The 13,756-nt window shown below is 67.2% G+C and carries 14 protein-coding genes, 1 pseudogene and 2 CRISPR repeat arrays; of the genes and pseudogenes, 3 read left to right on the top strand and 12 right to left on the bottom strand.

Translation table 11 applies throughout. The features are described from left to right. Positions 1 to 75: 75 nt before the first annotated feature. The 7 genes from B5D80_RS28110 to stsA form a co-directional block, all read right to left on the bottom strand. Positions 76 to 300 carry a transposase gene (locus B5D80_RS28110; protein ID WP_211291681.1) on the bottom strand — a complete coding sequence of 75 codons (225 nt, stop codon included), beginning with the start codon at positions 298 to 300 and terminating at the stop codon, positions 76 to 78. A gap of 331 nt (positions 301 to 631) precedes the next feature. Further along, positions 632 to 1,399, bottom strand: a complete 768-nt coding sequence (locus tag B5D80_RS28105) for an ABC transporter permease (RefSeq protein WP_211291680.1) — start codon at positions 1,397 to 1,399, stop codon at positions 632 to 634. Between the two features lie 74 nt (positions 1,400 to 1,473). Beyond that, the gene (locus B5D80_RS28100) at positions 1,474 to 2,424 is read right to left on the bottom strand and encodes an ABC transporter ATP-binding protein (protein WP_211291679.1); all 951 of its coding nucleotides are present in this window, start codon (positions 2,422 to 2,424) and stop codon (positions 1,474 to 1,476) included. Further along, entirely contained in the window at positions 2,421 to 3,230 is an 810-nt protein-coding gene (locus tag B5D80_RS28095; protein WP_158224260.1) for a S26 family signal peptidase, read from the bottom strand. The genes B5D80_RS28100 and B5D80_RS28095 overlap by 4 nt, the downstream gene beginning before the upstream one ends. Continuing rightward, positions 3,217 to 3,570, bottom strand: a complete 354-nt coding sequence (locus B5D80_RS28090) for a PqqD family protein (protein WP_088646959.1) — start codon at positions 3,568 to 3,570, stop codon at positions 3,217 to 3,219. The genes B5D80_RS28095 and B5D80_RS28090 overlap by 14 nt, the downstream gene beginning before the upstream one ends. Next, positions 3,570 to 5,093: a StsB family radical SAM/SPASM domain sactipeptide maturase gene (gene stsB, locus B5D80_RS28085; protein ID WP_088646958.1), complete on the bottom strand. Its 1,524-nt coding sequence runs from the start codon at positions 5,091 to 5,093 to the stop codon at positions 3,570 to 3,572. The genes B5D80_RS28090 and stsB overlap by 1 nt, the downstream gene beginning before the upstream one ends. Before the next feature lie 134 nt (positions 5,094 to 5,227). Beyond that, positions 5,228 to 5,347: a StsA family sactipeptide RiPP gene (gene stsA, locus B5D80_RS35160; protein ID WP_357766486.1), complete on the bottom strand. Its 120-nt coding sequence runs from the start codon at positions 5,345 to 5,347 to the stop codon at positions 5,228 to 5,230. An 895-nt stretch (positions 5,348 to 6,242) separates the two neighbouring features. Between stsA and B5D80_RS34605 the strand changes: the two are divergent. Continuing rightward, a pseudogene (locus tag B5D80_RS34605) lies at positions 6,243 to 6,755 on the top strand (hypothetical protein); the annotation flags it as partial. A gap of 7 nt (positions 6,756 to 6,762) precedes the next feature. Here B5D80_RS34605 and B5D80_RS28075 read toward each other — a convergent pair. Beyond that, entirely contained in the window at positions 6,763 to 7,212 is a 450-nt protein-coding gene (locus tag B5D80_RS28075; protein ID WP_088646957.1) for a hypothetical protein, read from the bottom strand. An 845-nt stretch (positions 7,213 to 8,057) separates the two neighbouring features. Here B5D80_RS28075 and B5D80_RS28070 point away from each other — a divergent pair. After that, positions 8,058 to 8,408: a nucleoside triphosphate pyrophosphohydrolase gene (locus B5D80_RS28070; RefSeq protein WP_088646956.1), complete on the top strand. Its 351-nt coding sequence runs from the start codon at positions 8,058 to 8,060 to the stop codon at positions 8,406 to 8,408. Between the two features lie 454 nt (positions 8,409 to 8,862). Next, positions 8,863 to 9,135: direct repeats of the CRISPR family, unit length 28 nt. Positions 9,136 to 9,298: 163 nt separating this feature from the next. Here B5D80_RS28070 and B5D80_RS28065 read toward each other — a convergent pair. The 3 genes from B5D80_RS28065 to B5D80_RS28055 form a co-directional block, all read right to left on the bottom strand. Beyond that, the gene (locus B5D80_RS28065) at positions 9,299 to 9,697 is read right to left on the bottom strand and encodes an Imm1 family immunity protein (RefSeq protein WP_088646955.1); all 399 of its coding nucleotides are present in this window, start codon (positions 9,695 to 9,697) and stop codon (positions 9,299 to 9,301) included. Further along, positions 9,694 to 10,080, bottom strand: coding sequence for a DddA-like double-stranded DNA deaminase toxin (locus B5D80_RS28060; protein WP_088646954.1), 387 nt, complete (start codon positions 10,078 to 10,080; stop codon positions 9,694 to 9,696). The genes B5D80_RS28065 and B5D80_RS28060 overlap by 4 nt, the downstream gene beginning before the upstream one ends. Positions 10,081 to 10,280: 200 nt before the next feature. Continuing rightward, a complete protein-coding gene (locus B5D80_RS28055; protein ID WP_088646974.1) occupies positions 10,281 to 10,808 on the bottom strand; it encodes a DUF6244 family protein in 528 nt (175 codons plus the stop codon). A gap of 246 nt (positions 10,809 to 11,054) precedes the next feature. On the opposite strand from B5D80_RS28055, the gene B5D80_RS28050 reads away from it, so the two are divergent. Then, the gene (locus tag B5D80_RS28050) at positions 11,055 to 11,501 is read left to right on the top strand and encodes a SitI3 family protein (RefSeq protein ID WP_088646953.1); all 447 of its coding nucleotides are present in this window, start codon (positions 11,055 to 11,057) and stop codon (positions 11,499 to 11,501) included. A 398-nt stretch (positions 11,502 to 11,899) separates the two neighbouring features. Then, positions 11,900 to 12,355: direct repeats of the CRISPR family, unit length 28 nt; unit sequence CTGCTCCCCGCGCACGCGGGGGTGATCC. A 66-nt stretch (positions 12,356 to 12,421) separates the two neighbouring features. On the opposite strand, the gene B5D80_RS28045 is transcribed toward B5D80_RS28050, so the two are convergent. Beyond that, on the bottom strand, positions 12,422 to 13,306 hold the full coding sequence (locus B5D80_RS28045) for an inositol monophosphatase family protein (protein WP_211291678.1): 885 nt from the start codon (positions 13,304 to 13,306) through the stop codon (positions 12,422 to 12,424). Positions 13,307 to 13,756 lie beyond the last annotated feature (450 nt).

The raw sequence follows: 13,756 nt of genomic DNA, 5'->3' as shown, positions 1-13,756 counted from the left end.
GTGGGCGCGTGTCATGGCGGTCTTGTGGGGTTGGTAGGCGTGAGTTTCGAGGCATCGGTAGAGGTCTCGGGCGACCTAGCGTTTGAGGCAGCGTTTGATTTCGCGGTCGGTTATGCCTTCGGTGCGGCGGCGTTCGGCATAGGCACGAGTGGGTTCGTCGCGTTGCAGGCGGGTCAGGACGATGGTGTGCAGGGCGCGGTTGAGTTGGCGGTCGCCGGAGCGGTTGAGCCGGTAGCGGACGGTCTTGCCGGAGGATGCCGGGATGGGAGCGGCACCGACGGCAGCGGACAGACAAGTCACGCGAAAGGCATGAAGCCAGTCAGGCCAAGGGTCACGTCCACTGCCGCCAGCATCAGCCCATCCCGTACGGGCCGACCCGGCCAGCCTCACAGGCAGTCCAGTCGGCGACTTCGACCACTACGGCGTACACACTGGGCGAGACCAAAACGGCCGTCGCCGGACGGCCAGTCGCATCTCGGACGCCGATTTCGCCGTCGCCCTGCTTGACGAGATCGACACTCCCCGACACCACCGGACCCATCTGGGGTGTAGATGGGCTGACGATCGAGCGGACACCGCAGCTCGGCCTGAGTCGAATCTGCGGTGTCGTCCCCACCCGACGCACCCCTTATCACAGTTCCCGGATGCGCCGGTTCAGCACTGCGGCGATGACGGTGAACAGTACGATCGCGCCGGCAAGCATGCCGAGGCCACTCGGCCACATCGCATCCCAGCCGGCGAGGGCACCGCCGCGCAGGCAGGAGATGCCGTACGTGACGGGGTTGACCGTGGACAGCCAGCGCAGCACGAGTGGCATCCGTTCCACGGGATAGAACGACGGACTGGAGAAGAGCAGGAACGGGCCGAGCACGTTGATCAGCACCATGAACCGCTGGAAGTCCCGGACCAGCGCGGCGAAGAGCAGGTACAGTCCGTTGAACGTCAGGGACACCACGACGGTTCCCACGACGAGGGCGAGCCAGTGCCCCCCCGGCCACCCCAGGTCGAACAGCAACAGCCCGACGATCAGCGCGGCGAGGCTCTGCACCACCACCAGCGCCGTCGTGGCCACGATCTTGCCGGCGATGTAGCCGCCCCGGCTCACCGGGTACGACCACACCTCCAGCGACATGCCGCCCATCTCCTCCTGGAACAGGGAGGTGCCGGTGGTGGTGGTCGCTGCGAGCATGGACGAGAGCATGATGGCGGGGATGGTGAACTCGGCGTACCCGACCTGCGCGCCCCGGTAGGTGACGGTGCCCACCAGGTTGGTCAGCGAGGTGGCGAACAGCAGCAGGTAGATCGCGGTGGGCAGGATCGCCAGCAGCAGGTTGGTGCGGTTGCGGGTGAGCAGCAGCATCTCCCGGTACACGACGGCCCGCAGGCCACTGCGACGCACGGAGTCGACGGCGAGCCGCGGCAAAGACGGTCGGCCCGCGCCCACCCGTACCGAACGCGCCGAGATCGAGTTGGTCACGACTGCACCCCTTCGCGTCCCTGGTCGGTCAGGCTGACATACGCGTCCTCCAGGGACGGCTGGCGGAACTCGATGCTGCCGCCGCGGACGGCGGCGTCGCGGACCACGGTCACCACGGTCGACAGATGCTCGTCCGCGCCCGCTCCGTCGATGGTCAGGGTTGTGTCGTCGACCTCGGCGACGCAGCTGGCGGGCAGCAGCGTGCGGAGCCGGGCCCGGTCGTCCACGTCAGGCAGGCGTACCAGCACCGACCGCCGGCCGAACTCGGCGACCAGCTGGGCCGGGGTGTCGTCGCGGACCAGCCGTCCCTGGTCGATGATCAGCACCCGCGCGCAGTTGCGCTCGATCTCCTCGATGTAGTGGCTGGTCCAGACGACGCTCGTGCCGTGCTCGATGGTCAGCTTGGCGATCAGCTCCCACATCTGTCGGCGTCCGCGCACGTCGAGCCCGGCGGACGGCTCGTCCAGGATCAGCAGGCGCGGCACAACGAGCAGCGCCCGGATGAGCTGTAGCCGCCGACGCTGGCCGCCGGAGAGGGTGAAGGCGAGCTGGCCGACGACCCCGTCCAGGTCGAACAGGGTCAGCAGCTCGTCAACCCGCTCCCGCACGGCCCGCCACCGCAGCCCACGGAAGGCGGTGGCGATCCGGATCTGGTCGATGGCCGGCAGCATGTTGTCCATGGGCGCGCTCTGGTGCACGGCGGCCACCTGGCGTTTGACCTCGGTGGCGTCCGCGACGGGGTCACCGCCGCAGACAGTCAGGTCCCCGGCGGTGCGTGAGGTGACGCCGCACATCAGCTTCACCAGTGTCGTCTTCCCCGCCCCGTTGGGGCCCAGCAGTCCAACCACGTCTCCGGCAGCAATCTCGAAGCCGACGCCGGCCACCGCCGGCCGGTCCATGGTCCGGTACCTCTTGGTCACCTCGACGGCCGTCACCACGGCGGTCATGTTCGATCCTCCGCTCCAGGACGACCAAGGACGTCCAACAACCGGGCCAGGGCCGCGCCTGGGTCGAGCCGGACGCCGGGCGGTCCGCAGCGCACATGCGCGTTGGCCAGTTCTGGCGGCAGCAGCAGGCCGGGCAGGTCGACGTCGACCCGGCCGAACGTGCAGCCAACGAGGATCCGGGTGCCCGCCGGCAGCGGCCCTGTCAGCACGTCGGCCGCCCCGCTCACCGCGTACTCGCTGATGCCGAGGCAGGGGCTGCCGGACACGGCGGCGCGCAGCTCGCCCAGAACGGCCGGCGACACCCCGATGCCGTGCCTCGGCCGGAGTCGCACCCGCCACGCCGCCGGCAGTGCGACCGGCTCTGGCGTGATCCCCGACTCGGGTCGTCCGCAGTGGCTCGTGCTGTCACCGTCGGTGACCATCCACACCTCGACCGGACCGACGCCGGCCACCGGGCTCCAGGGGCGGGCGGCCGGTCGCGCGGGTACGCCCCGTGCCACTCCGACGACCTGCGTCAGCGGTACGGGCGGGTCGGCGAGACTCAGGTTGTCGCCAGCGGTGATGAGCCGATCCCCGAACCGGTCCAGCACACGGTGCAGAATCAGCCCGTTCCGGTGCCGGACCGCCACCACCTCGCCGGGATGAACGCCAGCCGGTGGCACCGGGTGCAGCACGACTCGCTCGCCAGGCGTGATGGTGGGCAGCATGCTGCTCCCGGTCACCGGCACCACGGCCCGACCGGTCACCCGCAGCCCGTGCGCGACCAGGTCGACCGGTACGGCGGAGACGGCCTCAACAGGCCGCACCGGGTCCAGCGATGGGCTCGGCGCCGGAGTCGATGCCGCCGCTGACGGTGGCAGCGGCCCCGCCGGTCGGGTTGGTGACGATGAGGCCCTGCTCGGCGAGCCGGACGAGGAAGCGATCCGTGTCCTGGGCGATGAGGTCGCGCTGGTTGTCATCCTCTGCTCCGAACTGCTCAGCCAGACCGGTCACGATGGCGTCCTGATCACCGTTGTCGACCAGCCGCCGCCAGATGGCTGCTCCCGTCGCGTTCAACGTCTGGAACTTCCCGGCGTTGGTGTCGTACAGCTGAATCTCGTCCGCCTGGTCGAGCCAGACGACGTGGGAAGCGATCGTCCAGACCATCAGATGCTCCTCACCGCGGTCACCGGCAGCAGCCGCCGGTGCGCCGGCTCGATCGTCGGTTCGCGTACCGATCCGGGTCCCCCTGGGACCGCCGCCGCGGACTCCGACTCGGTATTTGGGGCCGCAGCCAGCAGGGCGGCCTCCGCCTGCCAATCCTCATGAACCGGATGTACGTCCCCGGTCGCCACCGAGATCGGCCGAAACGCTTCGTCCTCGTTGTCGAGCACGGTCTCCCGGCCGGCACCGGCGGCCACCCACATCGAGGTGATCATCTGGTGCCGCAGCACCCGGCACAGCGCACGGGAGTTCCGTTTGAGATCGCCCGTCTGCGCCATGTGGTACGCGCGGCACCCGCCGCCGCAGGCGCCACGGATGTAGCAGCGCCGACAGTCGGTGAGGTTGTCACCGGCGAACACGGCGTTAGACCGGAGGTCCGCCAGCAGCGGATTGGCGAACAGGTCCCGCAGCGATGTCCGCCGCACGTTGCCCACCTTGTGCTCCCGCTCGGTGACCAGCTTGCACGGATAGACGTCGCCCAGGGAGTTCACATAGATCTCCGTGCCGCCGATGCCGCAGTTGACCTGGATGGAGCAGGACCGCTGGCCCAGCGGCCCGTCCGGCAGCAGGTTGCCCGCCCGTGGGTCGGTCCAGACGAACCGGTGCGCGGTCTTGTACTCCGCCCAGCCAAATGACGAGTCGTCGCTGCGGCCTCGGCCGAGTTTGCTGTGGTGCATCAGGCGCACCTGGGCCACGTCGATATCGGTGAAGAGTTCGCCGAGGTCGACCAGCTTGTCGACATTGTCCTCGGTGACCACGTGGTTGATCTTGGGTTGCACGCCGTGCCGGTTGAGCATCCGCAGGGCCGCGACGGTCCGGGCGAACGTCCCTTTACCCCGCGTACGCTCGTGCGTCTCTGCCGTTCCCCCGTCGATGCTCACGGTGATCGTGGAGAACGTCTCCGCCACCCGCCGAGCCATCTCGGGTTTGCGGATCAACGTGGCGTTGGTGATGATGCTGGCCCGCATGCCCAGCATGCGGACTCGGTCGGCGACCTGGAACAGGTCGCGCCGCAGCATCGGCTCACCCCCCGTGAAAATCACTTCCCGGGCGCCCAGAGCGGCGATCTGCTCGACCAGGTCGAGTGATTCGCCCGTGCCCAGCTCGCCGGGCAGTCGCTTCTCCGAGGAGGCGTAACAGTACGGACAACGCAGGTTGCAGCCGTCGGTGATGGCGTAGTAGACCAACTTCAGCGGCGCGTCGACCTGACGCAGTTCGGGGCGTCTTCCCGGCAGGTAGACCAGCCGGCCCATCACCAGCCGGGCCAGCACCTTCTCCCGAAACTCTACGACCTCCTGGAGGCTTGCCCGGACGCCGCTCGCCAGTTCGCGCAGTACAGCCAGTTCGCGGTCGTCCAGTACCTGCCAGGCGCCCAGTTCGGGATTAACGACAAGGTTTCTTCCACCGTCGCGGAAGAACACGAGATCGACGGGCACACAGTCGACGGAAAGGGCTTCGACAAGCATGGTTGACCCCTTGGCGATGAACGCGGTCGGACGATTTCTCGAAACGCATAAGGAACCGCCCGACCGCGTCGGGCACGACACCGGACATTCGGATCTGCCCGAAAGCCGGCATGGTCGTTCGGCGTTGCGCGTTCTCAGTTGGCCGAACCGGCACCCGCCCCGGCGCCGCCGGCGCACCCACAGGCACACATGGCCCGACTCATTTCCGCAGAGAACTCAGTCTCGCGGATCTCCGGCGTGGTCCATTTGTCCATTTCGCCACCTCCTTCCACATAGTGAACTCACACCTTGCAGTGGGATGGTTGCGCTCCGCAAGGATGTCACCACGTTAGCGACTGCCACTCGTTAACACAACGGTCAATTCAGCGATGCTGGCAAAGCCTCCAAAAGGGACACAATGTCACTTTGGCGCGTGATGGTTGGGAGCTTGTTGACCTGAGGAACTAGATCAAAATCCCGACTAGTGTGACCTGGCGCAGGTTTCCGGGATTAAGAGATATCTGTCCCGGATGCGCCCGGGATCGGGCAGGTCCATCACCAACTTCCACCACTTCACTCAACACCCGGAAGAACGCGTTCCCTACCGCACATCCAACGGCCTGGCAATATTGGAGTCCGACAGCCGACTGTGCTCTGGCATCGACCATCGCCGTAGTTACGGTGACGGCCTTGAACTCGCCTGCGGCCCGAGTCGGGCGTGCTTGAAGATCTCCATTTTGGAGACGACGTCTGCGTAGGTGGGAAGTCCGGGTGTGGACGACCCATTCGTCGCACTTCAGCGAGGAAGATCGAGGCGATGGGTCCACCGATGGTGGGCGCGGCGAGCCGCCATCAACCTGATAAATCTGGGTCTGCTGCTGGCTGGCCGTGTCGCGGCACGCTTGGTGTCGTTGAGCGCGATGTTGACCAACCGGGCCGGAGCTCCCTGGGTGCTCGGACGTCGGGAAACTGGCATGGACCCCCTCGGACCGACGCGGAAGTTTGGCCCGCTTACCTGTACGAAGTAACGCACTTGACTCGCATGTAGTAACCCGCAGCGGCGTTGCTGATCGACCCGCGATAATGGCCGGCGTGAATAGGTCTCGGTCGTCGTCGCCCATCGCGAGCGCGCGACCCTGCGCGTCGGCGACGTGTTCCTGAAGGTCGACCTGGGAGCGGCTCAACGGTTCCTCGATGCGGTACTCGTCCTGCTGGGCCACGTTCACCGGATACCCGACGGTGAGCGAGTGGTCGCTGGAGCGGGACGCGGGGCCGCTGCTGGTGGAGGCGCTGCGGGTCCTCGCACTGAAGGCGGCGGTGTACGAGCTGACCGGAGGTGACGAGGAGAAGGCGGAGCTGCTGGTTCCGGCGCCGGTGGACGAGATGGTCCACGCCGTGCTCGCGCAGTTCACCCTGATGAGCCGGATGCAGGCCGACCTCCAGGTGGTGTTCCCCCACGCCACCGAGCTGGAGGACTTCGGCTACACCCGAGGATGCGTGACCGACGACTACTACGCGGCGGCCGGGTGGGGCGAGCAGCCGCTGCGGTACTGGCTCGACGCGGCCGAGGTCACCCGCCGGCTGGGCATCCTCGACGCCCACTACGGACCCGCCGGGTTCGGCCGGGGCGGGCGAAGCCACACCATCACCTTCGACACCCAGCCCACCCCCGCGGCGGTCTGACCCCCGGCTACCGGTTGGCGAGTTCGACGGAGAGCACCCGGCGTAGGGTCTGCACGACCACGCCGGGTGCGAACCGTTCACCCGCCTGCCGTTCCGCCCTCGCGACCGCCGTGAACAACTGCTCGGGTGCCGCGACCCGCAGCGTGGCGACCAACCAGCCCTCCAGGTCATCCACCTCGGTCGGCAACTCCAACGCCGCCGGGCTCGGTGCCGGGACCGCCACGTTCGGCGCCGGCAACGGCACACCGACCGAGGCGTAACGGCCCGGCGGCATACCGACGCGGTACGGGTGCACACACACCGGATGACCGTCCGGGTCGACCCGCCAACCCACCGCCCGGTCGTACGCGAAATCAGGGCCCGGCCGGTCGACCACGTCGAACCGGCCCGGACCCAACTCCTGCGCCGGACACACCACACAGGTGCGCTCACACCACTCGGGCAGCGGACCATCCACCCACCCATGCTATGACCAGGAAGGGCACCAACAGTGACCACTCTCGCCGCGCCACGACACCCACTCGTACGCCACGCCCTCACCGACGCCCGCACCTGGTGCCCCGGGCAGACCATCGACGAACGACCAGCCCTCGTCCACAAACCACCCTCACCACCGACAACCCCAGCACCAAGACGCTCGACGCGATCCAACGCCAAGCCACCACCGCCCTCGAACTCCTCGGCACCAGATCACGCAGCTCCGTCTCTTCATCCAACAGACCATGGTCAACATCGATGAAAGAAGCGGCGGCTCACGACGCCACCGCCGAGGTGTGCGTTGGCTACCATGCTGTGTGGCACCCGGCTGCGGCCTCTACCAGCAGAAGCAGAACGGGCTGTCAGCCAAAGTGAACGAAAACCACGTAGTTGATCTTTAGCGCCCCAGGTCAAGAAGTCTGCTCCCCGCGCATGCGGGGGTGATCCCCCGCCCGGCGTCCAGACCGCGCAGTACTGGGCCTGCTCCCCGCGCATGCGGGGGTGATCCGGCGGCGTGTTCATCCACCCACGCCTTCGTCCACTGCTCCCCGCGCATGCGGGGGTGATCCGCGGGCACCGTCGCCGGCACCCTCGATCCACTGCTGCTTCCCGCGCATGCGGGGGGGATCCCCTTCGATGAGATGAGTCGGGTGTGACGGGTAGAGCTGCTCAAAGTGCGTTGGGTTGCATGCGCTGCATGTCCGTTTAGGCGGGCGTGTCCGGCCGTTGAACTGCCACCCGGCTGCCTAGACTCTCGCCCGGTGGCCGAACTCGCGGACGGTGTCGGGACATGAGGGCCGGTCATAGCGCTGGGGGCTGGGGTCTATGAATCATGCCAAGCTGGTCCGGGACAAGATTCCGGAGATCGTCCGCGAGCGGGGGGCGGAGCCGGTAACCAGGATCGCTGGCCCTGACGAATACCGTGGCTTGTTGCGGGACAAGCTGGTCGAAGAGGTCGATGAGTTCTTGGACTCGGAGGACCCCCATGAGTTGGCAGACATTCTGGAAGTTCTGCTGGCACTGGCGATTGATCTTGGTGTTGATCGAGACCAGTTGGAGAGGTTGCGTACGGCCAAGGTGTCCGAGCGTGGAGGGTTCTCCCGTCGGATCGTGTGGTTGGGTAATGCGCCCGCAGGCGGTCAGGCAGCCCATTCGGGCTTGACAAGCAATGCCTGACCGGCGGCGGGTGAAGCCTCCAGCGGAATCTGCTCCGTGGTGCGTCGCAATCCGGCCTGGCACCCGAGGGCTCCCGGCCCTTCGTCGATGTCGGTATTTCGACGTTCCGCTCCCCGCGCGCGCAGGGGTGATCCGCCGATCGTGAGGTGCATCCCGCCCTCTTCAGCCTGCTCCCCGCGCACGCGGGGGTGAGCACGCTCTTCCGACGTGTGCTGGCCACGGCGGCCGCTGGACCGCTCTCAAACGCCACGAAACAAGCGCTCGCTCACGGGGCCGGCCGGCCTGGAAACCGACTGGCGCGTGAGACGCCGGCGCCGCGTCCGCATTGACTACCATCCGCTGTACGTCAACCGTCGGCCTCAACCAGCGGAAGCAGGACCGCCCCCATGAACAAGCCGTCAGCCAAAGTGAACGAAAACAGCACAGTTGATCTTTAGCGCCCCAGGTCAAGAAGCCTGCTCCCCGCGCACGCGGGGGTGATCCGATCCCGATGACGTACCTGTGGGACAACCACGACTGCTCCCCGCGCACGCGGGGGTGATCCGCTGATCGGAGTCCCGTACGTCTGGGCCTCTGCCTGCTCCCCGCGCACGCTGGGGTGATCCCGAACTGCCGGAGCTGCCACCCCTGGGCTACCACTGCTCCCCGCGCACGCGGGGGTGATCCACACATCCACATCACCGGGTCGGTGCGGTGGACCTGCTCCCCGCGCACGCGGGGATGATCCGGTACGCCCCCCCCGACCGGCCGCGTCCCGTGGCCCTGCTCCCCGCGCACGCGGGGACCACCAACCCCAGATGCACGAGCCTGCGCCGTTCGCCACGCATGCCGGGGCGGCTCTGTCGTCCCGTGATTGGTTAACGGCCTGCGCTGCGGCCTCGTCGGTGCGGCTACTGCTCGTCGTGCTGCCAGCGCATGCTGGTGGGGCGTTGGCCGGTGGTGACGTATTCGACGACTGCGGTCCGGGCGGCGGCTGGAGCCACTCGCGCGATCTCGGCAGAGATTTCCACCAGGCCGGCGTCTGGCGACTCGTACACGGTGATGGGTGTGTCGGGTTGCCGCTCGGCGGCATAGCTGCCGTCAGGCAGCCAGCGCACCGCCGCCCGGTCGGCATCGATGTCGATGTCGATGCGGAGGGCGGGTTGGTCGTGGGTACCGATGGTGAGGGTCTGTCCGCAGCCCCCGTGCGGCATGATCGTCTCGATCTGCTCATCGAAGCGACGTCCCGCGTCCTCGGCGTCGGCCAGCTCGAAGGTGTGGCCGTGGTAGTCGCGTAGCAGCAGCGTCAACGGGTGATCCTCTCTCCGGTGCCGGTATAGACACGGTGCCACCACGTGGTTCCGCCGTCGCGGGTGACCCACACTCTCAGGCGGCTACCCTGCGGCAGGATGGCGGGAAGTATCTTGTCGCAGGTCCAGGGGTAGGTCTGGTCTCGGTCGTTGGTGCCGCAGACCGTGTTGTCGATGGCCAGATCGGCTTGGACGGTACCGGTCCGGCGCATCCGCGCGGCGACTTTCGACTCGGCGTGGTCGTAGAAGGTGACCGGAGGGCCACGCAGCGGATCGTGGTCAAGGTCGGCGGCAAGAGACCGGTCACCTCCCCCGGAGTGGACTTCCTCGCCGTTGAACAGGCCCAGTGTGGGACGGGTGCTGCCAGCGGGACGCGGCTGCATGCGGGCGGCGGCTGAGCGCAGACTGTCCGGCAGGGCAGCGGGATCGGCTGGTTCCCAGTCGGAGCCGACCGGGCGCGGCGTGTCCGCAGACTGCCGCGTGGGTTGCGCAGTGACGTGGCCCAGGGAGGCAGGGGCCACGTTCTGGTCGGCGCCGGCCGCAGAAATGGCGGGCGGCGGGCCGACCTCGCCACCGCCCGCGCTCAGTTTCCCAGGTCACCGACCTGCTGTGCCTGCGCCAGTGCCGCGTCAACGTGCTGCCGGGTCTCGGTCCCCCGGGTGCGGACGCTCTCAAGGTGTTGCCGCACCTGCTGCAATCGCGCCAGCGTCGGGCCGGGCTGCCCACCCTGCAACGCCACAGTGACCAGCCGCCGCGCCTCCTCGACCGCTGACGCCGCTGCGGTCACGTGCCCGTCCACCATGCTCAGGGCAGCCACCACCGGTGTGAGCGCGGTGATGGTCTCGCGCGGCGACGATTGTTGTGCCACGGTGCCCACCAGCCGAGAGGCCTCACCCAGGACTCCTGCCGCCCCTGTCAACTGGGACCGGGCCTGGCCGAGTACCTCCCGCACCCGCGCCAGCCCCACCCTGATACCCACGAAACCCGAGGCCACCGCCCGGGCACCGATCCGTTCGATTCCATGATCGACGGCTGCGGCCTCCTGTTGCGATCGGTCCACGCCCGCCGCCATCGCCTGCAGGCCCACACCAATTCTGTCGGTCAGCGACATCACGCCTCCCCCGCCCGGAGTCCGCTCGCAGCCATAAAAGCGTAGAGATGGTCGCCATTGAAGACAATCAGTCGGCCGCAGGCCGGAGATTATCTCCTGCGGGAGCGCCCGGTTCGGGAGGGGCTGTGGAGCCGGGCCAATTCCTGCGCCTGGATGTCCGCGGCGCAGCCCAAAGAACTCGCGGCGGTGACCCGCAGCGGTGAGATCATTCAGATCGTACGGCGAGACTGAGAGGGCAGGCAGCAGGTGGCTATCGAGTACCGATTGACTCTGGCCGGCGACATCCCGCTGGAGCACGTCGCCGAACTCGTTGCGCCGGAAGGCGTCCAGGAGTCGGCACTGCCCGGATACCCTCGGCTGCTCAGCGCGGACCTACGAGACAGGCGCGGGTACACGCTGAGCATCTACGGCGGCAGCAACGGCTACTTCGATGCCGAAGACGACGACGGCTCACAGTGGGAGTGGGAACCCGCCACGTTCGTCAACATCGTCTTCCACCTACCGAAGGACGCCATGTCCCGCACAGCCACACCTCACATGGTCACCGCCGTGACCCACCTCCTCGCCGACCGCCCAGAGGACGCCGCGCTGACCCTGGACGGCAACTGGCTACTACTCACCCGCAAAGCCGGAACACTCCACAAACACCGACCCTCCTGGTGGAACAACTACGGCCTCGACGACGTCCTATGAAGCACCCTCGGTGACCCCACGCGGCGGCACCGTGCCACACCAGCACCCGCGAAGGATCCACCCGTTGAGGCCGCTGAGCGACCACCACGACACGGCGGGGCCGACGGTCGGCAGTACGGCAAGCAAGACGAAGCTGCCCACCGCCTCCTCCGATGTGTGCTGGCCACGGCGGCCGCTGGACCGCTCTCAAACGCCACGAAGCAAAAGGCTCGCCCACGGGCCGGCCGGCCTGGAAACCGGCTGGCCTGTGAGACGCCGATGCCGGGTCCGCATTGACTACCATCCGCAGTACGTCAACCGTCGGCCCCAACCAGCGGAAGCAGGACCGACCCCATGAACGAGCCGTCAGCCAAAGTGAACGAAAACAGCACAGTTGATCTTTAGCGCCCCAGGTCAAGCTGCTCCCCGCGCACGCGGGGGTGATCCGCGGACCACCCCCGTCGTCATGGACGCATGGGCGCTGCTCCCCGCGCACGCGGGGGTGATCCGCCACCTCCGGCGGGCGCGCGATCTCGATTTTCCTGCTCCCCGCGCACGCGGGGGTGATCCCTCTACGGCCAACACCGTATCGGGTGGCCAGCGCTGCTCCCCGCGCACGCGGGGGTGATCCTCCGTCCGGGTTGTTGTCCGCCAGGCCGTTGAGCTGCTCCCCGCGCACGCGGGGGTGATCCGTCCGGACCCGTGCCCCTGCTGGCCCTGCTGACCTGCTCCCCACGCACGCGGGGGTGATCCCGCGCTGCCGGCGTCGGTGCCCAGCTGCTGGATCCGCTCCCCGCGCATGCGGGGGTGATCCTCCTGCCCCCGGCCCGGAGCGCCACCGCCCGATCTGCTCCCCGCGCATGCGGGGGTGATCCCGCCTACTACGCCCCGATCAAGGCGTCCATGGACTGCTCCCCGCGCATGCTCTTCGGGGTTGGAGCTCACCGAGGTATGTCGAGATGACGCAACACCTCTTGCGCTAGTGCATGATTTCCGGCGGCGATGAACTGCTGCCTTCGATCCATTGCCTTGGCGATGTCTGGGAGGGATTGCAGGTGGTAGTCGAGGGGAACCGGCTGGCCGTCCAGGTCGATGACAGCTCCGCCGGCTGCATGGAGAATGTAGTGGCCCGGTGCCAGGTCCCAAATAGCGAAACCCTTGGCGAACTCCAGCACACCTTCGGTGAACCCAGCGGCCACATGACATAGACTCACTGAACCAAAGTCGACCCCGATCCTTCCGCGACTCTTGCCGTGCTCGTCTGGCTCATCAAGGGCGCTCATCAGCCGCTTTTGAGAAGCCAAGGGAACCAGTCGCTCACCCGGCTTCATGAGAAAGTTCGTGAGAAGAGACTCCGATAGGCGTTTGTGCGGCCGTTGCCTGAGCCTACGAGACTGGCCATCGGCGGTGAATGCGTATGCCCAGTCCTTCCCGTCGTCGTGTCGTGCCGCCACATAGAGCCGAACATGGTGGTAGATGTCGCCCACGACCGAAACGATTGGGCGGGCGAGTGCACGGGAATAGATCATGACGTGCGTATACCCGAGCAGTCCGCGTACTGCTAGTTCACTGGTATCGAGTGGATCAACGAGCACGCAGAGATCCGGATCTTCTTCCGTTCCGACAACCTGCGGTTCGCCCTCCTCTGAGGCATACACGAAGGAGCCGAGGTGACGACTCATCAATTCGCGGTAGCGCTCATGCATCCACATGTCGTGAACCGATAAAAAGTTGTCGGAGTGTCGGACGTTCTCACCCTCACCCGCCTCACCAGAGAAGGCGGCCTCCATGAGCTTGGGACGGATCTCCAGCATGAGAGTGTTCACCACTTCAACCGTACGACCAGCCAGCTCGGGTAAGCGCTCCATCAAGCCTCCAGAGGTTCGTCCCACTTCGAGTTCTTACAACATGAAGGGACGACGACTCAAGGAAACAACCGGTCCGCGACCTCCATGACGAACCCCCTTCACACCGATGCCACAGCCGGACCCGCATTGAGTACCATGCCCTGCAAGTCCACCGCAGGGACTTCAAGCAGCGGAAGCAGGACCGATCACTGGTCGGGCTGTCAGCCAAAGGGAACGAAAGCAGCGCAGTTGATCTTTAATGCCCCAGGTCAAGAAGTCTGCTCCCCGCGCACGCGGGGGTGATCCCTGGGTCGCCGAGCGGGCCTGCTCGGCCTGCTGCTGCTCCCCGCGCACGCGGGGGTGATCCAATCTGGGCCATCGCAGCGTTGCGCTGCTCCTGCTGCTCCCCGCGCACGCGGGGGTGATCCC

This window comes from Micromonospora wenchangensis (assembly GCF_002210435.1).
In the GTDB taxonomy this organism is placed as follows: domain Bacteria; phylum Actinomycetota; class Actinomycetes; order Mycobacteriales; family Micromonosporaceae; genus Micromonospora; species Micromonospora wenchangensis.
The sequence above is the reverse complement of the archived record's forward strand: the minus strand, read 5'-3'. Positions and strand labels throughout refer to the sequence as shown.